A 25,290-nucleotide genomic window follows, 5' to 3' on the forward strand; every position below is an offset into this window, starting at 1 on the left:
AAAGACCCGGACGCCGGCGTCCGGGCCGCTCGGTCGTCAGCAGGCGATGACGTTCACCGCCAGGCCGCCCTTCGAGGTTTCCTTGTACTTGTCCATCATGTCGCGTCCGGTATCGCGCAGGGTGGCGATGGCCTTGTCCAGCGACACCAGGTGCTGGCCGTCGCCGCGCAGGGCCAGTTGCGCGGCGTTGATCGCCTTCAGCGAGGCCATGGCGTTGCGTTCGATGCAGGGAATCTGGACCAGTCCGGCGACCGGGTCGCAGGTCAGCCCGAGGTTGTGCTCCAGACCGATTTCGGCGGCGTTCTCCACCTGTTCCAGGCTGCCGCCGAGGATTTCCGCCAGGCCCGCCGCGGCCATGGCGCAGGCCGAGCCGACCTCGCCCTGGCAACCGACCTCGGCGCCGGAAATCGAGGCGTTGAGCTTGCACAGGATGCCGACGGCCGCGGCAGTCAGCAGGTAGCGCTCGATGGCATCGCTGCCGGCGTCGCTGGCGTAGTGCGCGTAGTAGTGCAGCACCGCCGGGACGATGCCGGCGGCGCCATTGGTCGGCGCGGTGACGACCCGTCCGCCGGCGGCGTTTTCCTCGTTCACCGCCAGGGCCCAGAGGTCGACCCAGTCCATGGCGCCGAGGGTGCTGGCGATCAGGTTGCCGCTGCCGGCCTCGTTGAGCCGGCGGAACAGCATGGGCGCGCGGCGGCGCACCTTGAGGCCGCCGGGCAGCGTGCCTTCGGTTTCCAGGCCGCGGCGCACGCAGGCCTGCATTTCCGCCCAGATGTGCGCCAGGCCGGCATGGATCTGCGCCTCGTTGCGCAGCGCCAGTTCGTTGGCCCACATCAGATCGCTGATGCGCTGGAAGCCGTGGCTGTGACAGAGCCGCAGGAGTTCCTCGGCGCTGCGGAAGGGGTAGGGCATGGGGTTGTCCGGCAGCGCGCGGTCGGTGTTGAAGTCGGCCTCGTCGACCACGAAGCCGCCGCCCACCGAGTAGCAGGTGCGTTCGGCCAGCGGCAGGCCGCGGTTGTCCAGGGCGCGCAGGTGCATGCCGTTGGGGTGCGCGGGCAGGCTGCCGTCGTGGAAGACCAGGTCGTTGGTCGGATCGAAGTCGATGACGTGCTCGCCGTCCAGGGCCAGGCTGTGCTCGGCGAAGATGGCGTCGACCAGCGGCGCCAGGGCGGCCGGATCGGCATCCGCCGGGTCGATGCCGAGCAGGCCGATCAGGCAGGCGCGGTCGGTGGCGTGGCCCTTGCCGGTGGCGCTGAGCGAGCCGTAGAGGTTCACTTCCAGCCGCGCCACGCGCAGCAGCAGGGCGGCCTCGCGCAGGCGCTCGACGAACTCGCGGGTGGCGCGCATCGGTCCCATGGTGTGCGAACTGGATGGGCCGACGCCGGGCTTGAACATATCGAAGACGCTTAGGGTCATGGCGGCTACCTCCTGCTCCCAAGCATGGACCCGATTCGGCGTCGGGTCGATGACGGCGCGGGCCGGGGCGGCTGGCGTTGCGGAAGAGCGCTGGCACCGCGTTCATCGGCGTCGGCGCCTGGCGGGCGGCGCCGGTCTATGCTTGCCGCTGCCGTCCACGCCACACAAGGAAGACCCAACATGAGCCTCGATCGCCGCGTCACCTTCTACCATGCCCCGCAGACCCGCTCTTCCGGCACCCTGGCGTTGCTGAAGGAGCTGGGCGCCGACTACGACCTGCGACTGATCAACCTGCGCGCCGGCGAACAGCGCCAGCCGGCCTACCTGGCGATCAACCCGATGGGCAAGGTGCCGGCCATTCGCCACGGCGAGGCGTTGGTCAGCGAGCAGGGCGCCATCTTCATCTACCTCGCCGACCTCTACCCGGAAGCCGGCCTGGCGCCGGCCATCGGCGACCCGCTGCGCGGGCCTTACCTGCGCTGGCTGGTGTTCTACGGTTCGAGCTTCGAGCCGGCCGTCACCGACCGCTCCCTCGGCCGCGAGCCGGCGCCGCTGGCGCGCAGCCCCTACGGCAGCTTCGACGACGTGCTGAAGACCCTCGACAACCAACTGGAAAAGGGGCCGTACCTGCTCGGCGAGCGCTTCACCGCAGCGGACGTGCTCTGGGGCTCCGCCCTGGCCTGGACCACCGGCTTCGGCCTGGTGCCGAAGACCCCGGCGATCGAGCGCTACCTCGGCAAAGTCACCACGCGCCCGGTGTTCGCCAGGGTCGCCGAACGCGACGCGCAGTGGGCCGCGGAACATGCCGCGGCGGCGGGGCAGGGCTGACGCCTTGACATCGGGCGGCTAACGCCCTGCGCGGCTGAACGCGGCGCGTCGAGCGACTCAGCCCTTGGCCGCGCTGACCCCTTCGAGGGTGGCGAAGGAGGTGTCCTTGGCGGTGAGCAGGAAGTCGCGCATGAAGGGCGCGTCGAGCATGTCGGCGCGAATCGCCGCGTACAGCGTGCAGTACAGGCCTTTCTCGCCGAGGCGCCTGGCGGTCACGTAGCCGCGCGAGCTGTATTCGTGCAGCGCCCAGTTCGGCAGGCAGCAGACGCCGCGGCCGGAAGCCACCAGTTGCATCATCATCACCGTCAGTTCCGAGGTGCGTACCTGCGCCGGCTCGATGTCGGCCGGGTCGAGGAAGCGGGTGAAGATGTCCAGGCGATCGCGCTCCACCGGGTAGGTGATCAGCGTCTGGCTGGCCAGGTCGTCCGGGACGATGAAGGCTTTGCTCGCCAGGGCGTGATGGTTGTCCACCGCCAGCAGCGCCTCGTAGGTGAACAGCGGGACGTAGGTGATGCCGGCGATCTCCACCGGGTCGGAGGTCACCACCAGGTCGAGGTCGCCACGGGCCAGGGCCGGCAGCGGGGCGAAGGAGAAGCCCGAGGCCAGGTCCAGCTCGACCTCCGGCCAGGCATCGCGGAACTGGTCGATGGTCGGCATCAGCCACTGGAAGCAGCTGTGGCATTCGATGGCCATGTGCAGGCGGCCCGCGGTGCCGCCGGCCAGCCGCGCCAGGTCGCGCTCGGCGGCGCGCAGTTGCGGCAGCACGCTGTCGGCCAGTTGCAGCAGGCGCAGGCCGGCGCTGGTGAAGCGCACCGGCTTGGTCTTGCGGATGAACAGCGACAGGCCGAGGCGGTCTTCGAGTTCCTTGAACTGGTGGGAGAGGGCGGATTGGGTCAGGTGCAGGCGTTCGGCGGCTTCCACCAGGCTGTCGGCTTCGCGCAGGGCGTGCAGGGTTTTCAGGTGGCGCAGTTCGAGCATGATGCCGGTCCCAACATGAGGAAAACTTGATTTCTTAAAGCAAGGATTGAGTTTGTCTCATGATTGCACGGCTGTCGACTCGCTGCGGCGCCACGCCGCGCGGCGAGCCGGGACGGGCGTGAGCGGGCGGTCTTCGCGACCGCTCGGCAGCTTTCATCAAAGTGTCACGGTTGTGTGGCAGAGCGACGCACGGGAATTCATCAGAATCGCGTTCCACTGGGGTTCTGCATTCCGGATTTTTCTATGCGAGCGTTTCTCCTGGCGCTGGCGCTTTTCTGCGCGGCGCCTCTCCTTGCCTTTGCCGGCGATCGTTGCGATCCACGGGTTCCCACCGAGACCCTGGACGTCGGCGACGTGCGCCTGGCCTACCAGAGCATCGGGTCGCCCAAGGACCCGGCGCTGCTGCTGATCATGGGCCTCGGCGGGCAGCTCATCCATTGGCCCGATGAGGTGGTGCGGACCCTGTGCCAGCAGGGTTTCCGGGTGATTCGCTACGACAACCGCGACGTCGGCCTGACGGCCTGGCGCGCGCCGGTGCCGACGGCGAACCTGACCTACGAAGTGATCCGCTACCGACTCGGCCTGCCGGTGAGCGCACCCTACAGCCTCACCGATATGGCCTGGGATGCCCTGCATCTGCTGGATGCGCTGCACATCGATCGGGCCAATGTCCTGGGCGCCAGCATGGGCGGGATGATCGCTCAGCACGTTGCCGACCTGGCGCCGCAGCGGGTCATCAGCCTGACCCTGGTGATGACCAGCTCCGGCGCCGAGGGCCTGCCCGCGCCCAGCGACAGCCTGCTGCGCCTGCTGGCGCGGCGCGAGGCGAGCAGCCGCGAGCAGGCCATCGAGCAGCAGGCCGACCTGCTCGCCGCGCTGGGCAGCCCGGCGGTGAAGGACGATCGCGCGCAACTGCTGCGCCAGGCGGCGGTCTCCTATGACCGCGCGTTCAACCCGGAGGGCGTGCAGCGCCAGTTGCTGGCGATCCTCGCCGAGCCGAGCCGGGTCGATCTGCTCAACCGCCTGAACCTGCCGACCCTGGTCATCCACGGCACCGCCGACCCGCTGCTGCCGGTGATGCATGGGGTGCACGTGGCGGCGCACGTCCGCGGCTCGGAGCTGAAGCTGATTCCGGGCATGGCCCATCGCTTCCAGGAAGCCTTCAAGGCGCCCTTGCTGGCGGCGGTGCTGCCCTATCTGCGCGCGCACCAGAGCATGGGGCACGTCGCGCAGTTGTGAGTCCGCGTTAGTGCAGGCGCACCCAGACCGTCACCAGGAGCGTCGCCGCGACCAGCCAGGCCAGTGCGGCCATGGCCAGGGACAGCTCCAGGCGGAAGCGGTCGACCAGCAGGTAGAGCGCGGCCAGGTAGACGAAGTAGGGGATGATCGACCACATGCCGAAGGCGATGGTGGTCTTCAGGTCGTCCAGCGAGCGGCTCTTGCCGACGATGTAATGGGCGATCAGGGCGAAGGTGGGGAACAGCGGCACCAGACCGGCGATGTAGTAGTTGCGGGTTTTCGACAGGGCGGCCAGCACGACCACCACGGCGGCGCCGATCAGCGCCTTGAGCATCAGGTCCACGGAATTCTCGACAAACAGCGGCGCCACCGGGCGTGGCGCCGCGCATTATGCCCGAAGGCGGTAGCCCATGGGCCGCGCGGGTCTCAGGCTACGTGCATCTTCGGCCGATGCGGATGCTGGCTGTTCAGGTAGTCGCCCAGGCGGCGTTTTTCCTTGGCGTTGAGGAACAGTCCCAGCTTGCTGCGGCGCCAGAGGATGTCGTCGGCTTCCTCGGCCCACTCTTCGTGGCACAGGTAATCCACTTCGCGGGCGTAGAGGCCGCCACCCAGGTGTTCGCCCAGGTCGCTCAGTTGCTTGGCGTGATGCAGCAGGCGCCAGGCGCGGGTGCCGTAGCTGTTGGCCCAGCGCCGTGCCAGGTCGGCCGGCAGCCAGTCGTGGCGCTTGCCCAGTTCGTCGGCCAGCCGTTCAGGGCTGCCCAGGTGCTCGCCGCCGGGGAGCGGCGCGCTGGCGGTCCAGGCCGGGCGCATGCCGGGGAAGTACGCGTGCAGTTGTTCCAGCGCGGCTTCGGCGAGCTTGCGGTAGGTGGTCAGTTTGCCGCCGAACACCGAGAGCAACGGCGCCTCGCCTGGCGCGCCCTGGAGCGACAGGGTGTAGTCGCGGGTCACGGCCGACGGCTCGGCGGATTCGTCGTCGCACAGCGGGCGCACGCCGGAGTAGCTCCAGAGGATGTCTTCGCGGTTCAACTGCTGTTTGAAGTGGGCGTTGACCACCGCCAGCAGGTAGTCGGTCTCTGCGTCGGTGATCGCCACCTGGGCCGGATCGCCGAGGTATTCGCGGTCGGTGGTGCCGATCAGGCTGAAGCGTTGCAGGTAGGGAATGACGAAGACGATGCGCCTGTCCTCGTTCTGCAGGATGTAGGCCTGCTCGCCTTCGTACAGGCGCGGCACCACCAGGTGGCTGCCCTGGATCAGGCGGATGCCGTAGGGCGAGCGCTGCTTGAGTTCGTCGCGCAGGAAACTCGCCACCCAGGGCCCGGCGGCATTGACCAGGGCGCGCGCGCGGATCGAGTAGAGGCTGCCGTCGCGGCGCTCCAGGTGCAGGTGCCAGAGGCCTTTGCTGCGCCGGGCGCTGACGCAGCGCGTGCGCGGGTGGATATGCGCGCCCTTTTCGTGGGCGGCCATGGCGTTGAGCAGCACCAGGCGGGCGTCGTCGACCCAGCAGTCGGAATACTCGAAGCCTCGTTCGATGCTGGTTTTCAGCGGGCTGCCGGCGCCGAAGCGCAGCGCGCGCGAGGCCGGCAGTTTCTCGCGCTTGCCGAGGTGGTCGTAGAGGAACAGGCCGGCGCGGATCATCCAGGCCGGGCGCAGGTGCGGACGGTGCGGGAGGATGAAGCGCAGTGGTTTGACCAGGTGTGGGGCCTTGCCCAGCAGCACTTCGCGCTCGGCCAGGGATTCGCGCACCAGGCGCCATTCGTGTTGTTCCAGGTAGCGCAGGCCGCCATGGATCAGCTTGCTGCTGGCCGACGAGGTGTGGCTGGCCAGGTCGTCCTGTTCGCAGAGGAACACCAGCAGGCCGCGACCCGCCGCGTCGGCGGCGATTCCCGCGCCGTTGATGCCGCCGCCGACGACCGCCAGGTCGTAGACCTCAGCCAGGGGAGCGGAGCGCTTGTGGGCGTGGCTCATGGGGCATCCTCTTGACTGGAAGTGAACGTCGAAATGTTCGAATTCGAAAACAGGATAGGTGAATGAACGAAGGCTGACCAGGCGCAGTCGGCACCGTCGGGCGTGTGCGTGGGAATTTTCAGATATGAATCCCGCGGCTTCAGCTGAGTTCCAGTTGCACCTTGTGTTGGGCCAGCAGGCGGGCGACGGCGCTCGGCGGTGCGCTGTCGGTGAAGACGCGGTCGACCAGGGAGATCGGTCCCAGGCGCACCATGGCGTTGCGCCCGAATTTGCTGGAGTCGGCGGCGAGGAACACTTGCCGGGCGTTGTCGATGATGGCCCGCGAAACCCGCACTTCCTGGTAGTCGTAGTCGAGCAGGCTGCCATCGTCGTCGATGCCGCTGATGCCGACCAGGGCGAAGTCGACGCGGAATTGCTGGATGAAGTCCACCGCCGCCTGGCCGACCACGCCACCGTCGCTGCGCACCGTGCCGCCGGCGATCAGGACTTCGAAGTCGTCCTTGGCGCTGAGGGTGGCGGCGACGTGCAGGTTGTTGGTGATGATCTTCAGGTTGCGGTGGCCGAGCAGGGCGCGGGCGATGGCTTCGGTAGTGGTGCCGATGTTGATGAACAGCGAGGCATTGTCCGGCACGTGCGCGGCCACGGCCTCGGCGATGCGCTGTTTCTCGTCGCGCATCTGGTCGGCGCGGGTGTCGTAGGCGGTGTTCTCGATGCTCGAATCGTAGGCCGCGCCGCCATGGTAGCGGCGCAGCAGGCCCTGTTCGGCGAGCTGATTGATGTCGCGGCGGATGGTCTGCGGGGTGACGGCGAAGTGTTGCGCCAGCTCCTCGATGCTCAGGTAGCCGCGCTCGCGGACCCGTTCGAGGATGCTTTGCTGACGAGGGGGCAGGTTCATCGACGGGGCTCGCGCGGTCGGGCGGGAAGCCCAAGGATGCCGCAGCGCGGCGTGGCTGTCATTGCCGTCGCGTGCCCGCCGGCCGGTCCGCGGCAAGCCCGGCGCATGCCGGCGGCGCCGTTCAATCCGCCGCCGCCCAGCCGCGGGTGCGTTCCACCGCCTTCTTCCAGCCGGCGTAGAGTCTGGCGCGGCTCGCTTCGTCGAGCTGCGGCTGGAACACGCGCTCGATCACCGCCTTGCTCTTCAGCTCGTCGAGGCTGCCCCAGAAACCAGTGGCCAGGCCGGCCAGCAGGGCGGCGCCGAGGGCGGTCGTCTCGCGCATCCGTGGGCGTTCCACCATGTCCGCCTGGAACTGCATGAGGAAGTCGTTGGCCACCGCGCCGCCGTCCACGCGCAGGGCACGCAGCGCTTCGCCGGCGTCCTGCTGCATGGCGTCGAGCACGTCGCGGGTCTGGTAGGCGATGGACTCCAGGGTCGCGCGGATCAGGTGCTCGGCCTTGACGCCGCGGGTCAGGCCGAACAGCGCGCCGCGGGCGTAAGGGTCCCAGTAGGGCGCGCCGAGGCCGGTGAAGGCTGGCACCAGGTACACCCCGTTGCTGTCCTTGACCTTGCTGGCGAAGTATTCGGAGTCGCGGGCGTCGTCGATCAATTTGAGTTCGTCGCGCAGCCACTGCACCGTCGAGCCGCCGTTGAACACCGCGCCCTCCAGGGCGTAGGCGGGCTCGCCGCACGGCCCGCAGGCGAGGGTGGTGAGCAAGCCGTGGCTGGACTTGACTGCCTTGTCGCCGGTGTTCATCAGCAGGAAGCAGCCGGTGCCGTAGGTGTTCTTCGCCTGCCCCGGCTCCACGCACATCTGCCCGAACAGCGCGGCCTGCTGGTCACCGGCGATGCCGGCGATGGGGGTGCGGTGCACGCCGAGGCCACCGACCCGCGCCTGTCCGTAGACCTCGGAGGAGCCGCGCACCTGCGGCAGCATGGCGCGGGGGATGTCGAGGGCAGCGAGCAGTTTGTCGTCCCAGTCGCGTTTGTGGATGTCGAAGAGCAGGGTGCGCGAGGCGTTGCTGTAGTCGGTGACGTGCACGTCGCCTTCGCTGAGCTTCCATACCAGCCAGCTATCGATGGTGCCGAACAGCAGCTCGCCGCGCCTGGCGCGCTCGCGGGCGCCGTCGACCCGGTCGAGGATCCACTTCAGCTTGGTGCCGGAGAAATAGGGGTCGACCACCAGTCCGGTGGTCTCGCGGATGTAGTCTTCCCAGCCGTCGCGCTTGAGCTGTTCGCAGATGTCCGCGCTGCGCCGGCACTGCCAGACGATGGCGTTGTGGATCGGCCGGCCGCTGTGCTTGTCCCAGACCACGGTGGTTTCGCGCTGGTTGGTGATGCCGATGGCGGCTACCTCGCCGAAGTCGATGCTGGCCTGGGCCAGGGCCTCGACCAGGGTCGCGCTCTGCGTGGCCCAGATTTCCATGGGGTCGTGCTCGACCCAGCCGGCCTGCGGATAGTGCTGCGAGAACTCGCGCTGCGCCTGGCTGACCACGTTAGCGTCATGGTCGAAGACCAGCGCGCGGGAGCTGGTGGTGCCCTGGTCGAGGGCGACGATGTATTTCTTGTTCTGCTTGTCGGTCATGACATTCGCCTTGGGCTGCGTCCGGCAGAGGCGCCGAATGGTCGGGTGCGCCAACGACCATAGGACATTCCACGCGCCGGGTGAAGGGCGGCGGCATACCCTCGGGAGCGGCTCTCGGACAATCGGACATCCGGGCCGTAGGCGCGCCGGGCGGTCTTGCGGTCGACACCGGAGGCTCTAAGGTTATGCTTCTGCCATCCCGTTAGCGAACCTTCCCGGAATGCCATGACCCCCGCCATCGATCTGTTGAAGAAAGCCCGTGCCGAACACCGTCTGCTGAGTTACGAGCACGACCCGAAAGCCCCGTCCTACGGTCTGGAGGCCGCTGAAAAGCTCGGCCTGGAGGCGGCGCGGGTGTTCAAGACGCTGCTCGCCGCCACCGAGAAGGGCGAATTGCTGGTGGCGGTGGTGCCGGTGGCCGGCAGCCTCGACCTCAAGGCGCTGGCCCACGCCGCCGGGGCGAAGAAGGCCGACATGGCCGATCCCAACGCCGCGCAGCGCGCCACCGGCTACCTGGTCGGCGGCATCAGCCCGCTGGGGCAGAAAAAGCGCCTGCGCACCTTCATCGACGAATCCGCCCGCGATTTCCCAAGCATCCACGTCAGCGCCGGTCGCCGTGGCCTGGAGGTGGAGTTGAGCGCCGACACCCTGGCCAGCCTGACCGCGGCGCAGTTCGCCGCCATCGGGCGTAGCTGAGGCCGGGACTGTGCCGTTGTGAAAGATCCACACTGTATCGCTGCCGGCGAGGCGCGAACCGGCATGCTAGCGCTGCGCTGACTAGGAGAGCCCCATGCAACTCGATTTCCATCAGGTGGATGCCTTCACCGACCGCCCCTTCACCGGCAACCCGGCCATCGTCTACCGCCTCGATGCCTGGCTGGCCGATGAGCTGATGCAGAACATCGCCGCCGAGCACAACCTCGCCGAGACCGCCTTCGTGGTGCGCGAATCGGAAGGCTGGCGTATCCGCTGGTTCACGCCGAAGGTGGAGATGCCGTTGTGCGGGCATGCGACCCTGGCCAGCGCCCACGTGCTGTTCGAGATCTTTGGCGAACCGGGCGAGCGGCTGGAGTTCAATTCGCTGTCCGGCCCCTTGCGGGTGACCCGCGAGGATGAGCGCCTGGCCCTGGACTTCCCGGCGCTGACGCCCAGCGAAGTGGGCAGCACGGTCGAGCTGGAGCAGGCCCTGGGCGTCCATTCGGTGGATGTCCTGGGCGCCGACAAGCTGCTGGTGCTGCTGGAGTCCGAGCAGGCCGTGCGTGACTGCCAGCCCGACTTCGCGGCGCTGGCCCGGCTGCCCTGGCAGGGCGTCATCATTACCGCGCGTGGCGAAGAGCATGACTTCGTGTCGCGCTTCTTCGCCCCTGCCATCGGTATCGACGAAGACCCGGTGACCGGCTCCGCCCACTGCAGCCTGATTCCTTACTGGTCGCAGCGGCTGAACAAACTGCAGATGCGCGCCTATCAGTGTTCGGCGCGCGGTGGCGAGCTGTGGTGCCGCTTGCAGGGTGACCGGGTGATCATCGCCGGGCAGTCGCGCCTGGTGGCCAGCGGTGTGCTGAGCATCTGAGCCCAGCTCCCGGCCCCGCTCGCCGCGCGCCGTGCATGACGGCGGCGCGCGGCCTTGCGCGGCGGGCTATTCGGGCAGTTCGATGATGAAGCGCGTCCAGCCGTCCGCCGATTCGCAGCGGATGGTGCCGCCGTGGGCCTGGATGATCGAGCGGCAAATCGCCAATCCCAGGCCGGCATGCACGCCCTGGCGCTCCTGCGCGGCCGGGTCGCGGTGGTGGAAGCGGTCGAACAGGCGTGGCAACTGCTCGGCGGGGATGGCCGGGCCCTGGTTTTCCACGCTGATCCTGCGCCCCTGCAAGCGCACGCGGATGCTGCCGCCGTCGCTGCTGAAACGCAGGGCGTTGTCCAGCAGGTTGGCCAGTACCCGGCGCAGCATGCCGCGATCGGCACGGACGCTGGCTTCGCCTTCGCGCAGCAAGCGAATGCCGCGCTCTTCGGCGATCGCTGCATAGAATTCGAGCAGCGCGTCTACCTCATCGGCCAGCGCTAACGCTTGCCGGCCGGGGACCAGCAGGCCATGGTCGGCCTTGGCCAGCAGCAGCATGTCGTTGACCATCGCGGTCAGGCGTTGCAGTTCCTCCAGGTTGCCGTGCAGCGCCTCGCGGTAGTCGTCCTCGCTGCGTGGCCGCGACAGCACCACCTGGGTCTGGGTGAGCAGGGCGGTGAGCGGGGTGCGCAACTCGTGGGCGATGTCCGCGGAGAACGCCGAGAGGCGCTGGAAGGCCTCTTCCAGGCGCGCCAGCATGGCATTCAGTTCGCTGGCCAGGCCGCGCAGTTCCTCGGGGAGCTGGGCGACATCCAGGCGGGTGGTCAGCGATTGCGCCGAGACCCGTGCGGCCACCTCGCGCATGCGCCGCAGCGGGCTCAGGCTGGCGCGCGTGGCCCAGGCGCCGAGCAGCGCGGTGGCCAGGGCGGAGAGCCCCATGGTCAGCCAGATCAGCCGCTGCATGTGCTGCAGGAAATGCTGGTGATGGGTGATGTCGAGCACCAGGGTCAGGCGACGGCCGGCGGGATCGCTCGGCTCCAGCGCGGCGTTCATCTCGCGGTAGGCGGGCTTGCCCGCCATCGCCATGCCCGGCATGCCCGTGCCGGCGCTGCTCATGCGCGGCATCTCATTCAGCCAGAGGCTGCCGTCGGCACCGTACAGGCGCAGGCCGAGGTCGGGATGGCGGGTCAGTTCGCGCTCCAGATCGGCGCGGTGCGCTGGCAGATCGTCAACGCCGCGGACCGGACCGAGCAGCTCGCGGAACAGCGGCAGGCGACCGGCCATGACCTGCTGGTCCAGTTCGATGAAGTGGGTTTCGCTGGCGTGGCTGAAGATCACCCCGGCGAGCAGCGAGATGGCGGCGGTGCAGGCGGCGAACAGCAGGCTCAGGCGGGCGCCGAGGGAAATGCGCGAACTCAGGATCGGGTCGCCGTGGCTCATGGCTGGCGTTCTTCGAGCACGTAGCCCATGCCGCGCACGGTGTGGATCAGGCGCTGCGGAAACTCATCGTCGACCTTGGCGCGCAGGCGGCGGATGGCCACTTCGATGACGTTGGTGTCGCTGTCGAAATTCATGTCCCAGACCGCCGAGGCGATCAGCGATTTCGGCAGCACTTCGCCGTGACGGCGCATCAGCAGTTCGAGCAGGGCGAACTCCTTGGCGGTCAGGTCGATGCGCTTGCCGCCGCGCTGCACGCGGCGGCGGATGAGGTCCAGTTCCAGGTCGGCCAGTTGCAGGGTGGTTTCCTGCAACTGCTGGCCACCGCGGCGCAGCAGGGTACGCACCCGGGCGAGCAGTTCGACGAAGGCGAAAGGCTTCACCAGGTAGTCGTCGGCGCCCTGTTCCAGGCCACGCACGCGGTCTTCCACGGCGTCGCGGGCGGTGAGGAACAGCACCGGCAGTGGCAGGCCGGCCTGGCGCACGCTACGCAGGATCTGCCAGCCGTCGCGGGTGGGCAGCATGACATCGAGGATCAGCAGGTCGTAGTCGCCGCTCAGCGCGAGTTGTTCGCCGTCGCCGCCGTCGCTGCACAGGTCGACGGCATAGCCGGCCTCGCTCAGGCCCTGGCGCAGGTACTGGCCGATGCGCGGTTCGTCTTCGACGATCAAGAGTTTCAACGCGGTGTCCTCCAGGCTGGCGCGTAGCGGTGCGATTCTAGCCTGCGGGGTCGGCGAGGCGGCTGAGCTGACATAACTGTAATCTTCCCGACAGGCATGCGGCAGCTGCCCTTCTTCACTATGGTGGACAACGCTTCCAATCGAGGAATACCCGAATGTCCCTTCGCTATCTGTTGTCCGTCTCCTTGCTGGCCATGGCCATCGGAACCAGCCTGCCGTCCTTCGCCAGCGCCTCCGGCACCTTCGACTTCGGCAAGCCGGCCAAGGCCGAGCAGGCCAGCCGTACCATCGAGATCAAGGTCGGCGACCTGTTTTTCGAGCCCAAGGCACTCGAGGTGAAGGCGGGGGAGACGGTGCACTTCGTGATCCGCAACGAGGGCAAGCTGCTGCATGAGTTCAATCTCGGCAGCGCCGCCATGCACGCCGAGCACCAGAAGGAAATGCAGCAGATGCAGGACATGATGGCGTCCGGCGGCATGCAGCACGACATGGGCAAGATGGACCACGACATGGGTGATATGGGCGGCATGGCCATGGGTCAGGGTCAGGGCCAGATGATGCACCATGGCGGCGGCAATACCGTGATGGTGGCGCCGGGCAAGACCGCCGAGCTGACCTGGACCTTCAGCAAGGCAACCAACCTGGAGTTCGCCTGCAACGTTCCCGGTCACTACCAGGCCGGCATGGTCGGCAGCCTGACCGTCAAACCCTGATTCGGCGCTTCGCCGGCGCCCGCTGGCCGCGCGGGTCGCCGGGCTGCTGAAAGCGACCGACGATTTGTATACACTTGCCCGGCCCGCCGTTGCGGCGGGTGGAGCAGGGGCCGCCCCTGTGCCGATCCGATCCAGCAGGTCCCTGTCATGCAACATCCCGCCGAACATTCGCCGCTGGGCAAATCCAGCGAATACGTCTCCACCTATGCGCCGGAGCTGCTGTTCCCCATCGCTCGCGCCACCAAGTGGGCCGAACTGGGGCTGAGCGCGCAGACGCTGCCGTATCGCGGTGTGGACATCTGGAACTGCTACGAACTGTCCTGGCTGACCCGCGGCGGCAAGCCGGTGGTGGCCATCGGCGAGTTCACCATTCCGGCGGACTCGCCGAACATCATCGAGTCCAAGTCCTTCAAGCTTTACCTCAACTCGCTGAACCAGAGCGCCTTCGATAGCCGCGAGGCCTTGCGCGAAGTGCTCGCGCGCGATCTCTCGGCCGCCGCCGGAGCGCCGGTCGGGGTGCGCCTGCGTAGCCTCGATGAGGTGGCGGCGGACGGTATCGCCAGCCTGCCGGGGACCTGTGTCGACGACCTCGATGTGACGGTAGAGCGTTACGACCAGCCGCGCCCCGAGCTGCTGCGCTGTGACGACACCCGGCGCGTCGACGAGGTGCTCTACAGCCACCTGCTGAAATCCAACTGCCCGGTCACCGGCCAGCCGGACTGGGGCACGCTGGTGGTCGAATACAGCGGCCCGGCCCTCGATCCAGTCAGCCTGCTGGCCTACCTGGTGTCTTTCCGCCAGCACCAGGACTTCCATGAGCAGTGCGTCGAGCGCATCTACCTCGATCTGCAGCGCCTGTTGCAGCCGAGCCGGCTGACGGTCTATGCGCGCTATGTGCGCCGTGGCGGGCTGGACATCAACCCTTACCGCAGCAGCGACAGCATCGTCCCGGACAACCGCCGGCTGGTGCGCCAGTAACGCGCGGATACGAAAAACCCGGCCGCGGCCGGGTTTTTTCATTTCGCAGGCTTCAGATGCCCATGTTCGCCAGGCTCTGCACGATGGAGCGCAGGGTGCCAGCCAGGGTCGGGTGACTGATCTCGAAGCGCTCCACTGCCAGGTTGATGCCATCCACCAGGCTTTCGTTGGTCAGCGCCTCCTCATTGCTCAGTTGCAGTTCGATGTCATCGATCAGGGACTGCAACTCGGCGCGCTGCGCGTCGTCCAGCGGGGGTTGCTGTTCCAGTTGCTCACGCAGCTTCTGCAGGGATTCGCGGAGTTCACGTGTGGGCATGGTGGTTTCCTTCTGCGGTGCCTACCCAAGATAGCCCCTGCCGTGACGGCAGAGGTCCATCGCCATGGCAGACAGCTTAACTCGCCGGGCGCAGCTGTGTCTGATGCCGGTCAATTCGCAGCAGGCGCTCCAGCAGCGGAAAGAAGTACGGCAGCTCCGGGGTGCGCATGGCCGGGTCCTTGCTGAGGTCGTCCAGGCGGCGCAGGGTGATGGCGTCCTGGGCATAGGGAGCCGTGAGGAAAGCCTGCGCCGCGCTTTCCTCGAAGGCGCCGCCTTGCAGGCTCAGGCTATGCCGCGAGGCTGGCGACAGGCTGGCCTGGTAGCTCGGATCGACGGCGCACAGGTAGCGTTTGGCGGCGACGTGCAGGCGTACGGGCTGCCACACGGCTTCCGGCAGCAGGTCGCGCAGCAGATGGGCGCCGAACTCTTCATGACGCAGGTCGCGGCGTTCGATGGTGGCCGGGTCTTCGTAGAGGTGGCCGATGTCGTGCAGCAGGGCGGCGATCACCAGGCTGTCGGCACAACCGGCGCGCTCGGCCAGGGTCGCGCACTGCAAGGCGTGCTCGGCCTGGCTGACCGACTCGCCGTAGGGCTCGGCGCCATGGCTGGCGAAGCGTTCGGCCAGTTCGTCGAGGAACCTGTGGCGGGCATTGCTCATGGTTTCTCTCCTTTGGCGCGGCGGCTGGCGATGTCCTGCAGGCAGGAGTCCAGCTCGCCGAGGTGATCGATGACTGAATGCACGCCGAGGCGATACAGGCCCAGGGTTGCCTGTGCCCGTCGTTTGTCGCGCTGCAGGGGCGGCAGCGCGTCCCTTTCCGCGGTGGATAGGCCGCAAAGGGGGCTGCTCGCGGCCAGTCCGATGGTCCACAAGCCGGCGCTCAGCCCGGCCTGGAGCAGGCGCGGTTGGCCGCTGACCAGCACGCAACCGGCCAGCGTCGGGATGCCCAGCGCGATCATGGCTTGCCAGCAGGCGTCCGGCGCCGGCCATGGGCGGCCCTGGTCTACCAGCGAACCCTGGATCGCATCCCCCAGGGGCGCCGACAGGCGCTGCAACGCGCTTTCCGGCAGCTCGTCGAGCCAGGCGCAGGGGATGCCCTGTTCGTGCAGGCTGCGCAGCGCCGGCAGCGCTTCAGGGATGGTTTCGGCGTGCTCGGCGGCCGCCTCCAGGGCCTGCCGGAAAGCCTCCGCTTCAGCGGCGCCGGGCTGGCGTCCGAGAACCTGCGCCAAGGCTTGCAGGGGGGGCATGGCGGCGACTTCGGCGAGCTGCTCGGGGGCGCACTGCGGGACGCTCTGTTGCAGGGCGCGGTGCAGGGTGCGGGCGCCGAAGTCCACGAGGTCGCCGCGGAGCCCGAAAAGCAGGGCGGTGAAGCGGGGCAGGTCGACAGGGGATGCGGGCATGGAGGTAGGTCTGGGCAATGGTACGACGCAGGCTAGCCGCTCAATGTGACGTTACGGTGAAGCGCCGCGGGCGATCGGCTGTTGGCGCCGGGTCAGGCATTCCGGCGCGTGGCTGCGCTGGATTTCGTCCCGGGCGCGCGCTGCCCGGGACGCGTTGCGCCCGGCAAGAGCGCGGACCCTTGGCTATCGTGAACGTATCGGTTGCGATAGCGAGCGGCTGTCAGTGGCAGGCTTTTCTGTGGACTCGGCAGGTCGGGCGTTGCGCAACATGCAACAGAGTGTGTTCGTACCGGGAATATTCCTGGTGTCATCAAACTGAGCGCGTATCTATATACTGCGCACCGGCAAGGGCCGGTTCAGCGGCTCGATTGGTCATACACAGGAGATACATCGATGCGCCCATTTGGCGTTAACTGGATGCAGCGCTGCGCTCGCCTGCTGGCTGGAGCCGGCCTGGCCCTGATTCCATTCCTGGCCCAGGCGGCGAGCGAGGACGACCCATGGGAGCGCGTCAACCGGCCGATCTTCGTGTTCAACGACACCCTGGATACCTATGCGCTCAAACCGCTGGCGCAGGGCTACCAGAAGGTGACGCCGAACTTCGTGCAGGACGGCATCCATAACTTCTTCAGCAACATCGGCGACGTGCGCAACCTGATCAACGACCTGTTGCAGGGCAAGGCTCAGCACGCCGGCGTCGACACCAGCCGCCTGCTGTTCAACACCACCTTTGGCCTGGCGGGCTTCATCGACGTCGCCACCCACATGGGGCTGCAACGCAACGATGAAGACTTCGGCCAGACCCTCGGCTACTGGGGCGTGGGCAGCGGTCCTTACGTGATGCTGCCGTTCCTCGGCCCGAGCACCGTACGCGATGCGCCTTCGCTGATCCCGGATGCCTATAGCGGCGCCTATCCCTATGTCGACAATGTCGCCGTGCGTAACAGCGTGCACGGTGTCGATATCGTCGATACCCGGGCCAACCTGCTGAAGTCGGAAAAACTCATCAGCGGCGACAAGTACACCTTCATCCGCAACGCCTACCTGCAGAACCGCGAGTTCAAGGTCAAGGATGGCAAGGTCGAAGACGACTTCTGATCCGATCGGCGCGCAGCCTGGCGCGGAGCTTGATCTCCGCGCCCCGGCGGGGCCTGTCTTGAACCCTCGGACGGATGGGAGTAGTGTCTGCGCCTTGTCCAATCCGACCCGCGCGGTTTTCACCCCAATGCGCGCCATTTCCATCACTTCCGGCGCCGTTTGCCTGGATAACCCATGCACAAACCCAGTGCCACGCTGCTGATCATCGATGACGACGAGGTTGTACGTGAAAGCCTCGCCGCCTACCTCGAAGACAGCGGTTTCAAAGTCCTGCAGGCGAATAATGGCCAGCAGGGACTGCAGGTATTCCAACAAGAACTTCCCGATCTGGTGATCTGCGACCTGCGCATGCCGCAGATGGATGGTCTCGAGCTGATTCGTCGGGTCGGCGAAATGGCCGTCGAGACGCCCGTCATCGTGCTTTCCGGCGCTGGCGTGATGAGCGATGTGGTCGAAGCGCTGCGCCTGGGCGCCGCGGATTACCTGATCAAGCCGCTGGAAGATCTCGCGGTGCTCGAGCATTCGGTGCGTCGCGCCCTCGATCGTGCATTCCTGCGTGCCGAGAACCGGCGCTACCGGGAAAAGCTGGAAACCGCCAATCGCGAGCTGCAGGCCAGCCTGAACCTCTTGCAGGAGGACCAGAACGCCGGCCGCCAGGTGCAGATGAACATGCTTCCGGTGACCCCTTGGGATGCCGATGGCTTGCGCTTCGCCCACCAGATCATTCCCTCGCTTTACCTGTCCGGGGACTTCGTCGATTACTTCCGTGTCGACGAGCGGCGCATCGCCTTCTATCTGGCCGACGTGTCCGGTCACGGTGCTTCCTCGGCCTTCGTCACCGTGCTGCTCAAGTTCATGACCACTCGTCTGCTCTATGAGTCCCGCCGTGGCGGCAGCCTGCCGAAATTCAAGCCATCCGAGGTGCTCAGCCACATCAACCGTGGACTGATCAACTGCAAGCTGGGCAAGCACGTGACCATGCTTGGCGGGGTCATCGACCTGGAAACCGATCGCCTGACCTACAGCGTCGGCGGCCATCTGCCGCTGCCGGTGCTCTATGTCGACGGTGAGGCGCGCTATCTGGAAGGCCGTGGCTTGCCGGTCGGCCTGTTCGAAGAGGCCAGCTATGACGATCGGACCCTGGACTTGCCGAAGTCCTTCAGTCTGTCCCTGTTCTCCGACGGCATCCTGGATGTGCTGCCGGGGACTACATTGAAAGAAAAGGAGGCGATCCTGCCTGAGCAGGTCGTCGCCGCCGGCGGCACGCTGGATGGCTTGCGCCAGGTCTTCGGGCTGGCCAAGTTGGGCGAGATGCCGGATGATATCGCCTTGCTGGTGTTGAGCAGGAACCTTGCATGAGTACCGGTAAAATCCAGTTCGCCGAGCAGGATGGCTCCTTCGTCCTGAAGTTCGTGGGCGAAGTCCGACTGACCTTGTGTTCGGCGCTGGATGCCACCATTGAAAAAATCTTCGCTGCGTTGAATTTCACGGCGATCATCATCGATCTCACGGAAACTCAGAGCATCGACAGTACCACCCTTGGCCTGCTGGCCAAGCTGTCGATCCTTTCGCGGCAGAAAGTGGGGCTGTTGCCGACCCTGGTGACCACCAATCCGGACATGACCCGGTTGTTGCAGTCCATGGGCTTCGATCAGGTATTCAACATCGTTGACCGCCCGATCCCGTGCCCGGAATGCCTGACCGACCTGCCGCCGCAGGATCAGTCCGAGGAAGTGGTGCGCAACAAGGTGCTGGAGGCCCATCGCATCCTGATGGGGCTCAACGAGTCCAACCGTGAAGCCTTCCACGATCTGGTGAACGCGCTCGAGCGCCACTGATCCGCGCGAAACCCTCCGATGAAATGCAAGCCGGCGCCCTGGGGCGCCGGTTCGTTTCTGCCTGCCTGGCGTTCAGCGCCCGCCGAGCAGGGCTTCCAGCTTCTCCTGGTCGCGGGCGAACAGACGGATGCCCTCGGCCAGCTTTTCCGTGGCCATGGCGTCTTCGTTCATCTGCCAGCGGAAGGTGCTCTCGTCCAGCACCTGGCGTGCCTCGCCGTTACCCGGCTGAAGGGTGCGTGGCAGTTCGCCCTGGTCGTCGGCCAGTTGTTGCAGCAGGTCAGGGCTGATGGTCAGGCGATCGCAGCCGGCCAGTTGTTCGATTTGCCCGAGGTTGCGGAAGCTCGCGCCCATCACCACGGTCTTGTAGCCATTGGCCTTGTAGTAGCGGTAGATCCGCGAGACCGATTGCACGCCCGGGTCCTCCGCGCCGCTGTAGTCACGGTTGTTGGCCTTCTTGTACCAGTCGTAGATGCGCCCGACGAAGGGGGAGATCAGGAATGCCCCGGCATCGGCGCAGGCGGCGGCCTGGGCGAAGGAGAAAAGTAGGGTCAAGTTGGTCTGGATGCCGTCGCGCTCTAATTGCTCGGCGGCGCGGATGCCTTCCCAGGTGGAAGCGATCTTGATCAGCACGCGTTCCTTGCCGATGCCCTGTTCGGCATAGAGGTCGATCAGCCGGCGAGCGCGCTCCAGGGTCGCCGCGCTATCGAACGACAGGCGCGCATCGACTTCGGTGGAGATGCGGCCGGGTATTACCCCGAGAATGTCCTTGCCGACTGCCACGGCGAAGCGGTCGCAGGCCAGGCCGGCATCGCCCTGGCTGGCGGCGGTGGCGCGGACCAGGTGTTCGGCGTAGCGGGGCAGGGCGGCGGCCTTGAGCAGCAGGGAGGGGTTGGTGGTGGCATCCACCGGCTTCAGGCGGGCAATGGCATCGAAGTCGCCGGTATCGGCGACGACGGTGGTGTACTGCTTGAGTTGTTCCAGCTTGGAGGTCATGGCAGGTCTTCCGGTTGCGGATGCCACGACCTTACCCGAGGCGAACCCCGCGCTCAACGGGACCTAGCGGCCAGAGAGAAGTTCGACCGCCTGATCGAATACCAGGAGCGGGTCGGATGCCTTGTGCACGTCCACCGAGAGCAGCTGGCGGAAGCGTCGGGCGCCGGGGAAACCCTGGCCGAGGCCGAGCACATGGCGGGTCACGTGGTGCATGGCACCGCCCTCGGCGATATGCCGCTCGATGTAGGGGCGCATCCGCGCCAGGGCCTCGGCGCGGCCGATCACCGGGGTCTCGGCGCCGTACAGCGCCGCGTCCACCTGGGCCAGCAGGTAGGGGTTGTGGTATGCCTCGCGGCCGAGCATCACGCCGTCGAAGGTGCGCAGGTGTTCGCGGCACTCCTCCAGGGTCTTGATGCCGCCGTTGAGGATGATCTCCAGCTCCGGGAAGTCGTGCTTGAGCTGCGCCGCCACTTCATAGCGCAGTGGCGGAACCTCGCGGTTCTCCTTGGGGGACAGGCCTTCGAGGATGGCGATGCGGGCATGCACGGTGAAGCTGCGGCAGCCGGCGTCGCGCACCTGGCCAACGAAGTCGCAGAGTTCCGCGTAGCTGTCGCGGCCGTTGATGCCGATCCGATGCTTGACGGTCACGGCGATGCCCACGGCATCGCGCATGGCCTTCACGCAATCGGCCACCAGCGCCGGATGGGCCATCAGGCAGGCGCCGATCATATTGTGTTGCACGCGGTCGCTGGGACAGCCGACGTTCAGGTTGACCTCGTCATAGCCGGCCTGCTCGGCCATCCGCGCCGCCGCCGCCAGTTCCGCCGGTACGCTGCCGCCCAGTTGCAACGCCAACGGGTGTTCGCACTCGTCATGGCGCAGGAAGCGATGGCTGTCGCCATGCAGCAGCGCTCCCGTGGTGACCATCTCGGTATAGAGCAGGGCATGGCTCGACAACTGACGCAGAAAATAGCGGCAGTGCCTATCGGTCCAGTCCATCATCGGCGCCACGGAGAAGCGGCGGGAGGGCTCAGGGTGCGTGGTTACTGGCTTGGAAGCTGATTCGGCGGGCATTTCGGTACGTCGTGTTTCGGGGCGTTTTCCGGGGTTTTCGCTTGTTTCTGACGCCTCGTTGGTACAATGTACCAAGCCCGAAAGCTCGTGTACCAAATCACCATGGCGACCATCAGAAAGCGGAAACGCAAGGACGGCTCGTTCGGTTATACAGCGCAGATCAGGATCATGCGCGATGGCCAGCAAGTCTATCAGGAATCCCAGACGTTCGACCGGCAGCAGGCCGCCAAGGCCTGGGCGAGCAAGCGCGAGACCGAGCTGGCCGAGCCGGGGGCGATTGAGCGCGCCAACCGCGGTGGGAGCACCCTGCGGCATATCATCGAGCACTACCTGGAAGAGCACGAGGTTATCAGGCCGCTCGGCAAGACCAAGCGTGCGACTCTGGCCGCAATCGCTGCCTCTTGGCTCGGCGATGTCACTGACATCAAGCTGAGCAGTCAAACCCTTGTCGAGTACGCCAAATGGCGAATGGGGAAGGAGGGCGGCGCGGTGCAGGCGCAGACAGTCGGTAACGACCTGTCGCACCTGGGGGCGGTGTTGTCTGTGGCTCGGCCCGCATGGGGCTTCGAGATCGACGCGCACGCAATGGGTGATGCCCGGAAGGTGCTGAAGAAGCTGGGTATGGTCAGCCGCAGTAAGGAGCGCGACCGCCGGCCGGAGCCGGGTGAACTCGACAAGTTGCTCGAGCACTTCTTCGAGATGCAGAAGCGCAAGCCCAGCTCGATCAACATGCCCAAGGTGATGGCCTTCGCCATCTTCTCGACCCGGCGCCAGGAAGAGATTTGTCGTATCCGCTGGGCTGATCTGGATAAGGCCGGCAAGCGTGTTCTGGTGCGGGATATGAAGAATCCCGGGCAGAAGATTGGCAACGATGTCTGGTGCCATCTGCCGGACGAAGCGATGCGCATCATCGAGACCATGCCTGAGGCCTGCGACGAGATCTTCCCGTACAACAGTGATTCGGTGTCGGCCTCATGGACCAGGGCCTGCAAGATCGTCGGTGTTGAGGATCTGCACTTCCACGACCTGCGACACGACGGCGTGAGCCGGCTGTTTGAAATGGACTGGGATATTCCGCGTGTGGCCAGTGTGTCGGGCCATCGGGACTGGAACTCGCTGCGACGCTATACACACATGCGTGGCAACGGTGACCCCTATCAGGGGTGGAAGTGGCTGGATCGGATCATTGAGGCACCCGTCGACTTGGGTGCACGGGTGAAGAAAAGGGCGGTCTGACCGCCCCTTAGCCGGCTCGCCGGGTGTGGCGCCCGTGAAGTTGGTCGTTTTCTTTCTTGGCGGCCAAGCGCCTGGCGTCCAGATAAGAAGCCAGGTCGGCCAGGTGAACACCCTTGGCGGTCTTCTGGCTGCCTTCCAAGCGGACTATGGGAAGGTCGATGTCACCAGACATTACCTTGCGCTGGAACATTTCCGGGGTCAGGTGGCTGAAGTAGTCGGCGCAGACGCGATCTATTGGGATGATCGCCGCGCCATTGTATTGAGCCATCAACAGGAAAGCGGTGTTCATCGTTTCGCCCCTCTCGGCTTCCGCGCTCCATGAGCGCTGGCGGTCCAGCCGAACTGAATGCAGGTGTTCCCGTTCTCCTGCGCCAGGGCGTCGATACGCTCGCCGATGGCGGGAACCAGATCAGGCGCTGTGCAGGCGGGGACTGTGATGGAGTGGGTGGTCTTCTCGCCGTTGGGAGCGATCATCCAGACGCTGGCCAGCCAGCGCACAGGACGGCGAGGCAGAGTCCCGCGCTTCTGTGCGCGGTCCTCTGCGCCCGGTGCGCGACTGGTCATGTAGGTGATCGTGCAGCTCATGCGGCATTTCCCTGCGCAGGCGATTCGGCTGGCATGATGGTATCCAGTGCGTCGCGGCAGGACGGCAGGCCATTACAGTCCTGGTCGTTTAGATCGAACTTCAGGTGCCCCAGCATCAGGCGGTTAACGTTGTGATTGACGATCACCTGCCACCGATAGGTCGTGCCGTACTTGGCGTTCAGCGCGGCATTGAGTTGGTCGAGCCGGTCGAGGCGGGCCTTGTCCTTGCTCAACGCTTGGATAAGGTCGACAAATTCGGCTGTCCCTCCGACCTGCTCTGCTGGGGGAACGCCCAGTGCTTCGCCAACCGCGACGATGTCCAGGGCCATGTCGCAGATGGTGCGTTTGTTGCGGTCACGTTCGGTGCGCGCTGAGTCAAGCTGCGTCTGAAGGAACCTTGCTTCGCTCTCCCAGTGAGCGGCGGCGCCGCGCAGCTCCTTGTTTTCAATCTTGAGCGCCTCGGCTACGGCTGTTTGCAGGGACAGCTCGCGGATGGCTTTCGTCAATGCGTTGCGCGCGGTGTTGATGTCCTTGCGGGCCTGACTGAGCCACTGATGGCACTCGGCGCTCATGAGGGCGGCGTCTGCCTGTTCGAGGAGCGCGGCCAGTTGTTGGGTGTTGGTGGTCATGCTGCAAGCTCCTTCACGTTGACGGGCTCCCAGTCGCCTTCGCAGAGGCCGTAGGCGCTGGAGCAGGCCGAGGCGTCGTCGGCCTCTGCCATCAGGTCGTATTGGATACCGCCGCGGGTGGTGCGGGACCACTCCACGGCTTGGCGGATGTTGGCGATGCGGACGATCTCCGCGGCGCTGAGGTCTTGGATGCTGCCGGCCTGGTGTTTGGCGCTTGCGGCGGCGAAGAACGTCGCGCCGCCGCGTTTCGAGGCTTGCTGGACCAGATCCTCCCACTGCTCGATGCGTTCGATGTGCTCGGGGAAGCGCAGGGCGATCTCGCGCAATTCGCCCTTGCGGCAGTTGATGCAGGGCATGCAGCCAACTCGGCCCATGCCTTGGCTGTAGAGCGGGTTGGGCTTTACGCCGGCATAGCGGTGGGCCTCGAAAACGGCTTCCACCGGCCAGGTGAGGATCGGCCGGTAGTTGAACAGCCCGCCGCCCACCTCATCGCATTCGGGGAGGTAGCGCCGCGCCTCCGACTCCTCGCGACGCACGCCCTGCCATGACAGCACCATGTTCTGGTCGTCGAGCAGGGGGAGCATCACCTGCTCGATGATGACGTTGCGCTTCAGCTCCTCGGTGCAGAACTGGGCCTTGCGGGAGGGGAAGCGTCCTTTCCACAGGCAGAGGTCGAGGAATGGGTTGCCTGTGGGCTGGAGTACCTCCAGGGCGGCCTCGATGATGGTCTCGGCCACGCCTTGCTCTCGCCACTTGGTTTCGATGTAGCGGCGCTTGCCAGCGATCTGTCGGGAGAAATCGGCGCGGCGGCGCTCGATGGTCACGCCGGTTACCTGCTCCAGGTAGTCGACGTACTCCAGCGTCAGCTCGTGCTCGTTGCCGGTGTCGGCGAAGACGCCACGGAGGTTCGGCACCCCGTGCGCCATGGCCACCAGCAGCGTGGCGGTACTGTCCTTGCCGCCGGAGACGCTGACGATGTTGTGCTGCTGGCCTGGCACCAGGTCGGTGCCGTACCAGGGGAGTGGCCTGGCCTGCGCAAGCGTGAGTTCGCGGAAGGTGGTCATGCTGCCACCCCCTGGGCCGCTGAGAGCGCCATAGGCATGCTGCGAACTTCATTGATGGCAAGAGGATGGCCGGAGTGCCAGATGAGATAACTTTCAGGCTGCCAGTGCGCAGCCTTTTTGCTGCTCTGCTCGTCTCGCCATTGGCTGCTGTTGCGCTTTGGTGGGTGGCCGGTTGGCCGTGGAGCAGCAGCAATGCTCCGGCCTGGGTGCAAGCAGTTGGTTCCGTCGTTGCGATTCTGGCCTCGATGTACATCGCGGGCGCGAAGGATCGACGAGATGACCAGGCAAAGCGGAGGCAGGATGTTGTGTTCTGCTCCATGGTTTCGCAAATCGTCACTGATGTGCGAAGTCAAACTCTTCTCATGGACATAGCGTCCAAAACTGGCACGGACTCCTTTGGTTTTGGCCCGTACAGGCATTTTGGGGATGAAATGCAGCACAACCTCGGAGATGTTCTGGACGGAATTAATGTCTCGGCGGCGCCAACATCCGAGATAGCAGTTGGAATTCTTGGCTTTAGAGGGGCCTTCCGAGGGTTGATGAGAACCCTCAAGGGCGAAGGTGTATTGGCAAATGAGAACATCGACAAGCTTACCTACGATGTTCAAAGCAAGGAGTTGGTTCGCCGCGCTCAGGAGCTTGAGCTGTTGCTGAATGCTTGGGTCGAGGAGGCTCCAGGCCAGTAGCCCCGGAGCCTTCTGTTCTTGAGCTGTATTGCCGTTGAAAGCTCTGCGAATGGAGGTCATTT

The 25,290-nt window shown here is 66.1% G+C and carries 28 protein-coding genes; 10 read left to right on the plus strand and 18 right to left on the minus strand.

Translation table 11 applies throughout. The features are described from left to right. Window positions 1–36: 36 nt before the first annotated feature. A complete protein-coding gene (locus tag BLQ74_RS03620; protein ID WP_090260933.1) occupies window positions 37–1,416 on the minus strand; it encodes an L-serine ammonia-lyase in 1,380 nt (459 codons plus the stop codon). A 180-nt stretch (window positions 1,417–1,596) separates the two neighbouring features. Here BLQ74_RS03620 and BLQ74_RS03625 point away from each other — a divergent pair, with 180 nt between their 5' ends. Beyond that, on the plus strand, window positions 1,597–2,244 hold the full coding sequence (locus BLQ74_RS03625; protein ID WP_090260935.1) for a glutathione S-transferase family protein: 648 nt from the start codon (window positions 1,597–1,599) through the stop codon (window positions 2,242–2,244). A gap of 57 nt (window positions 2,245–2,301) precedes the next feature. Here BLQ74_RS03625 and metR read toward each other — a convergent pair whose 3' ends face one another. Then, window positions 2,302–3,222, minus strand: a complete 921-nt coding sequence (gene metR, locus BLQ74_RS03630; RefSeq protein WP_090260937.1) for a transcriptional regulator MetR — start codon at window positions 3,220–3,222, stop codon at window positions 2,302–2,304. Between the two features lie 243 nt (window positions 3,223–3,465). Between metR and BLQ74_RS03635 the strand changes: the two genes are divergently transcribed. After that, window positions 3,466–4,461: an alpha/beta fold hydrolase gene (locus BLQ74_RS03635; protein ID WP_090260939.1), complete on the plus strand. Its 996-nt coding sequence runs from the start codon at window positions 3,466–3,468 to the stop codon at window positions 4,459–4,461. 7 nt (window positions 4,462–4,468) lie between these two features. On the opposite strand, the gene BLQ74_RS03640 is transcribed toward BLQ74_RS03635, so the two are convergent. The 4 genes from BLQ74_RS03640 to glpK form a co-directional block, all read right to left on the minus strand. Continuing rightward, window positions 4,469–4,795: a GlpM family protein gene (locus tag BLQ74_RS03640; RefSeq protein ID WP_090261178.1), complete on the minus strand. Its 327-nt coding sequence runs from the start codon at window positions 4,793–4,795 to the stop codon at window positions 4,469–4,471. Window positions 4,796–4,887: 92 nt separating this feature from the next. Next, the gene (glpD, locus tag BLQ74_RS03645) at window positions 4,888–6,426 is read right to left on the minus strand and encodes a glycerol-3-phosphate dehydrogenase (RefSeq protein WP_090260941.1); all 1,539 of its coding nucleotides are present in this window, start codon (window positions 6,424–6,426) and stop codon (window positions 4,888–4,890) included. Window positions 6,427–6,565: 139 nt separating this feature from the next. Then, a complete protein-coding gene (locus BLQ74_RS03650; protein WP_090260943.1) occupies window positions 6,566–7,321 on the minus strand; it encodes a DeoR/GlpR family transcriptional regulator in 756 nt (251 codons plus the stop codon). Window positions 7,322–7,442: 121 nt separating this feature from the next. After that, entirely contained in the window at window positions 7,443–8,945 is a 1,503-nt protein-coding gene (gene glpK / locus BLQ74_RS03655; protein ID WP_090260945.1) for a glycerol kinase GlpK, read from the minus strand. Between the two features lie 225 nt (window positions 8,946–9,170). Between glpK and ybaK the strand changes: the two genes are divergently transcribed. Both ybaK and BLQ74_RS03665 read left to right on the plus strand, forming a co-directional pair. Then, window positions 9,171–9,641, plus strand: a complete 471-nt coding sequence (gene ybaK / locus BLQ74_RS03660) for a Cys-tRNA(Pro) deacylase (protein ID WP_090260948.1) — start codon at window positions 9,171–9,173, stop codon at window positions 9,639–9,641. Window positions 9,642–9,735: 94 nt separating this feature from the next. Beyond that, the gene (locus BLQ74_RS03665; RefSeq protein WP_090260950.1) at window positions 9,736–10,515 is read left to right on the plus strand and encodes a PhzF family phenazine biosynthesis protein; all 780 of its coding nucleotides are present in this window, start codon (window positions 9,736–9,738) and stop codon (window positions 10,513–10,515) included. A gap of 66 nt (window positions 10,516–10,581) precedes the next feature. On the opposite strand, the gene BLQ74_RS03670 is transcribed toward BLQ74_RS03665, so the two are convergent. Further along, window positions 10,582–11,943, minus strand: a complete 1,362-nt coding sequence (locus tag BLQ74_RS03670; protein WP_090260954.1) for a heavy metal sensor histidine kinase — start codon at window positions 11,941–11,943, stop codon at window positions 10,582–10,584. Further along, entirely contained in the window at window positions 11,940–12,620 is a 681-nt protein-coding gene (locus BLQ74_RS03675) for a heavy metal response regulator transcription factor (protein ID WP_090260956.1), read from the minus strand. The genes BLQ74_RS03670 and BLQ74_RS03675 overlap by 4 nt, the downstream gene beginning before the upstream one ends. A gap of 155 nt (window positions 12,621–12,775) precedes the next feature. Between BLQ74_RS03675 and BLQ74_RS03680 the strand changes: the two genes are divergently transcribed. Both BLQ74_RS03680 and queF read left to right on the plus strand, forming a co-directional pair. Next, complete coding sequence (locus tag BLQ74_RS03680; protein WP_090260958.1) at window positions 12,776–13,333, plus strand: cupredoxin domain-containing protein; 558 nt, start codon at window positions 12,776–12,778, stop codon at window positions 13,331–13,333. A gap of 147 nt (window positions 13,334–13,480) precedes the next feature. Continuing rightward, window positions 13,481–14,311: an NADPH-dependent 7-cyano-7-deazaguanine reductase QueF gene (queF, locus tag BLQ74_RS03685; protein ID WP_090260960.1), complete on the plus strand. Its 831-nt coding sequence runs from the start codon at window positions 13,481–13,483 to the stop codon at window positions 14,309–14,311. A 52-nt stretch (window positions 14,312–14,363) separates the two neighbouring features. Here queF and BLQ74_RS03690 read toward each other — a convergent pair whose 3' ends face one another. The 3 genes from BLQ74_RS03690 to pcrP form a co-directional block, all read right to left on the minus strand. Continuing rightward, on the minus strand, window positions 14,364–14,627 hold the full coding sequence (locus BLQ74_RS03690; RefSeq protein WP_090260962.1) for a DUF4404 family protein: 264 nt from the start codon (window positions 14,625–14,627) through the stop codon (window positions 14,364–14,366). A 76-nt stretch (window positions 14,628–14,703) separates the two neighbouring features. Next, window positions 14,704–15,285: a phosphonate degradation HD-domain oxygenase gene (locus BLQ74_RS03695; protein WP_090260964.1), complete on the minus strand. Its 582-nt coding sequence runs from the start codon at window positions 15,283–15,285 to the stop codon at window positions 14,704–14,706. After that, complete coding sequence (pcrP, locus tag BLQ74_RS03700) at window positions 15,282–16,025, minus strand: HAD superfamily inactivated hydrolase PcrP (protein ID WP_090260966.1); 744 nt, start codon at window positions 16,023–16,025, stop codon at window positions 15,282–15,284. Before pcrP ends, BLQ74_RS03695 begins: the two co-directional genes overlap by 4 nt. A gap of 393 nt (window positions 16,026–16,418) precedes the next feature. On the opposite strand from pcrP, the gene BLQ74_RS03705 reads away from it, so the two are divergent. The 3 genes from BLQ74_RS03705 to rssC all read left to right on the plus strand — a co-directional run bounded on the left by BLQ74_RS03705 (window position 16,419) and on the right by rssC (window position 18,961). Further along, window positions 16,419–17,123 (plus strand): MlaA family lipoprotein, encoded by a 705-nt coding sequence (locus tag BLQ74_RS03705; protein WP_090260968.1) that lies wholly within the window; start codon window positions 16,419–16,421, stop codon window positions 17,121–17,123. Between the two features lie 174 nt (window positions 17,124–17,297). Beyond that, on the plus strand, window positions 17,298–18,482 hold the full coding sequence (gene rssB / locus BLQ74_RS03710) for a two-component system response regulator RssB (RefSeq protein ID WP_090260970.1): 1,185 nt from the start codon (window positions 17,298–17,300) through the stop codon (window positions 18,480–18,482). Then, on the plus strand, window positions 18,479–18,961 hold the full coding sequence (rssC, locus tag BLQ74_RS03715; RefSeq protein ID WP_090260972.1) for an anti-sigma factor antagonist RssC: 483 nt from the start codon (window positions 18,479–18,481) through the stop codon (window positions 18,959–18,961). The genes rssB and rssC overlap by 4 nt, the downstream gene beginning before the upstream one ends. Window positions 18,962–19,033: 72 nt before the next feature. Here rssC and tal read toward each other — a convergent pair whose 3' ends face one another. Continuing rightward, window positions 19,034–19,954: a transaldolase gene (gene tal, locus BLQ74_RS03720; RefSeq protein WP_090260974.1), complete on the minus strand. Its 921-nt coding sequence runs from the start codon at window positions 19,952–19,954 to the stop codon at window positions 19,034–19,036. A 63-nt stretch (window positions 19,955–20,017) separates the two neighbouring features. Next, complete coding sequence (gene dusA, locus BLQ74_RS03725; RefSeq protein ID WP_090260976.1) at window positions 20,018–21,028, minus strand: tRNA dihydrouridine(20/20a) synthase DusA; 1,011 nt, start codon at window positions 21,026–21,028, stop codon at window positions 20,018–20,020. A 102-nt stretch (window positions 21,029–21,130) separates the two neighbouring features. Here dusA and BLQ74_RS03730 point away from each other — a divergent pair, with 102 nt between their 5' ends. Continuing rightward, entirely contained in the window at window positions 21,131–22,264 is a 1,134-nt protein-coding gene (locus BLQ74_RS03730) for a site-specific integrase (protein ID WP_090261180.1), read from the plus strand. A gap of 7 nt (window positions 22,265–22,271) precedes the next feature. Here the strand turns inward: BLQ74_RS03730 and BLQ74_RS03735 are convergent, their stop codons facing one another. From BLQ74_RS03735 to BLQ74_RS26920, 5 genes are read right to left on the minus strand one after another with little or no spacing between them, the layout of a single operon-like run. After that, entirely contained in the window at window positions 22,272–22,553 is a 282-nt protein-coding gene (locus BLQ74_RS03735) for a pyocin activator PrtN family protein (RefSeq protein ID WP_090260978.1), read from the minus strand. Then, window positions 22,550–22,849 (minus strand): hypothetical protein, encoded by a 300-nt coding sequence (locus BLQ74_RS03740; RefSeq protein WP_090260980.1) that lies wholly within the window; start codon window positions 22,847–22,849, stop codon window positions 22,550–22,552. The genes BLQ74_RS03735 and BLQ74_RS03740 overlap by 4 nt, the downstream gene beginning before the upstream one ends. After that, window positions 22,846–23,478, minus strand: a complete 633-nt coding sequence (locus tag BLQ74_RS03745; RefSeq protein ID WP_090260982.1) for a hypothetical protein — start codon at window positions 23,476–23,478, stop codon at window positions 22,846–22,848. The genes BLQ74_RS03740 and BLQ74_RS03745 overlap by 4 nt, the downstream gene beginning before the upstream one ends. Continuing rightward, on the minus strand, window positions 23,475–24,542 hold the full coding sequence (locus tag BLQ74_RS03750; RefSeq protein WP_090260984.1) for a phosphoadenosine phosphosulfate reductase domain-containing protein: 1,068 nt from the start codon (window positions 24,540–24,542) through the stop codon (window positions 23,475–23,477). The genes BLQ74_RS03745 and BLQ74_RS03750 overlap by 4 nt, the downstream gene beginning before the upstream one ends. Beyond that, window positions 24,539–25,288, minus strand: coding sequence for a hypothetical protein (locus tag BLQ74_RS26920; protein WP_139199026.1), 750 nt, complete (start codon window positions 25,286–25,288; stop codon window positions 24,539–24,541). Before BLQ74_RS26920 ends, BLQ74_RS03750 begins: the two co-directional genes overlap by 4 nt. Window positions 25,289–25,290 lie beyond the last annotated feature (2 nt).

The sequence above is a fragment of the Pseudomonas panipatensis genome (genome assembly GCF_900099785.1).
Taxonomy (GTDB): domain Bacteria; phylum Pseudomonadota; class Gammaproteobacteria; order Pseudomonadales; family Pseudomonadaceae; genus Pseudomonas; species Pseudomonas panipatensis.

Excerpts from the sequence above, each read along its gene's own strand:
- BLQ74_RS03620 (WP_090260933.1), bottom strand. The coding sequence starts at position 1,416 with ATGACCCTAAGCGTCTTCGATATGTTCAAGCCCGGCGTCGGCCCATCC.
- BLQ74_RS03625 (WP_090260935.1), top strand. The coding sequence starts at position 1,597 with ATGAGCCTCGATCGCCGCGTCACCTTCTACCATGCCCCGCAGACCCGC.
- metR (WP_090260937.1), bottom strand. The coding sequence starts at position 3,222 with ATGCTCGAACTGCGCCACCTGAAAACCCTGCACGCCCTGCGCGAAGCC.
- BLQ74_RS03635 (WP_090260939.1), top strand. The coding sequence starts at position 3,466 with ATGCGAGCGTTTCTCCTGGCGCTGGCGCTTTTCTGCGCGGCGCCTCTC.
- BLQ74_RS03640 (WP_090261178.1), bottom strand. The coding sequence starts at position 4,795 with ATGCTCAAGGCGCTGATCGGCGCCGCCGTGGTGGTCGTGCTGGCCGCC.
- glpD (WP_090260941.1), bottom strand. The coding sequence starts at position 6,426 with ATGAGCCACGCCCACAAGCGCTCCGCTCCCCTGGCTGAGGTCTACGAC.
- BLQ74_RS03650 (WP_090260943.1), bottom strand. The coding sequence starts at position 7,321 with ATGAACCTGCCCCCTCGTCAGCAAAGCATCCTCGAACGGGTCCGCGAG.
- glpK (WP_090260945.1), bottom strand. The coding sequence starts at position 8,945 with ATGACCGACAAGCAGAACAAGAAATACATCGTCGCCCTCGACCAGGGC.
- ybaK (WP_090260948.1), top strand. The coding sequence starts at position 9,171 with ATGACCCCCGCCATCGATCTGTTGAAGAAAGCCCGTGCCGAACACCGT.
- BLQ74_RS03665 (WP_090260950.1), top strand. The coding sequence starts at position 9,736 with ATGCAACTCGATTTCCATCAGGTGGATGCCTTCACCGACCGCCCCTTC.
- BLQ74_RS03670 (WP_090260954.1), bottom strand. The coding sequence starts at position 11,943 with ATGAGCCACGGCGACCCGATCCTGAGTTCGCGCATTTCCCTCGGCGCC.
- BLQ74_RS03680 (WP_090260958.1), top strand. The coding sequence starts at position 12,776 with ATGTCCCTTCGCTATCTGTTGTCCGTCTCCTTGCTGGCCATGGCCATC.
- queF (WP_090260960.1), top strand. The coding sequence starts at position 13,481 with ATGCAACATCCCGCCGAACATTCGCCGCTGGGCAAATCCAGCGAATAC.
- BLQ74_RS03690 (WP_090260962.1), bottom strand. The coding sequence starts at position 14,627 with ATGCCCACACGTGAACTCCGCGAATCCCTGCAGAAGCTGCGTGAGCAA.
- BLQ74_RS03695 (WP_090260964.1), bottom strand. The coding sequence starts at position 15,285 with ATGAGCAATGCCCGCCACAGGTTCCTCGACGAACTGGCCGAACGCTTC.
- pcrP (WP_090260966.1), bottom strand. The coding sequence starts at position 16,025 with ATGCCCGCATCCCCTGTCGACCTGCCCCGCTTCACCGCCCTGCTTTTC.
- BLQ74_RS03705 (WP_090260968.1), top strand. The coding sequence starts at position 16,419 with ATGCGCCCATTTGGCGTTAACTGGATGCAGCGCTGCGCTCGCCTGCTG.
- rssB (WP_090260970.1), top strand. The coding sequence starts at position 17,298 with ATGCACAAACCCAGTGCCACGCTGCTGATCATCGATGACGACGAGGTT.
- rssC (WP_090260972.1), top strand. The coding sequence starts at position 18,479 with ATGAGTACCGGTAAAATCCAGTTCGCCGAGCAGGATGGCTCCTTCGTC.
- tal (WP_090260974.1), bottom strand. The coding sequence starts at position 19,954 with ATGACCTCCAAGCTGGAACAACTCAAGCAGTACACCACCGTCGTCGCC.
- dusA (WP_090260976.1), bottom strand. The coding sequence starts at position 21,028 with ATGCCCGCCGAATCAGCTTCCAAGCCAGTAACCACGCACCCTGAGCCC.
- BLQ74_RS03730 (WP_090261180.1), top strand. The coding sequence starts at position 21,131 with ATGGCGACCATCAGAAAGCGGAAACGCAAGGACGGCTCGTTCGGTTAT.
- BLQ74_RS03735 (WP_090260978.1), bottom strand. The coding sequence starts at position 22,553 with ATGAACACCGCTTTCCTGTTGATGGCTCAATACAATGGCGCGGCGATC.
- BLQ74_RS03740 (WP_090260980.1), bottom strand. The coding sequence starts at position 22,849 with ATGAGCTGCACGATCACCTACATGACCAGTCGCGCACCGGGCGCAGAG.
- BLQ74_RS03745 (WP_090260982.1), bottom strand. The coding sequence starts at position 23,478 with ATGACCACCAACACCCAACAACTGGCCGCGCTCCTCGAACAGGCAGAC.
- BLQ74_RS03750 (WP_090260984.1), bottom strand. The coding sequence starts at position 24,542 with ATGACCACCTTCCGCGAACTCACGCTTGCGCAGGCCAGGCCACTCCCC.
- BLQ74_RS26920 (WP_139199026.1), bottom strand. The coding sequence starts at position 25,288 with ATGACCTCCATTCGCAGAGCTTTCAACGGCAATACAGCTCAAGAACAG.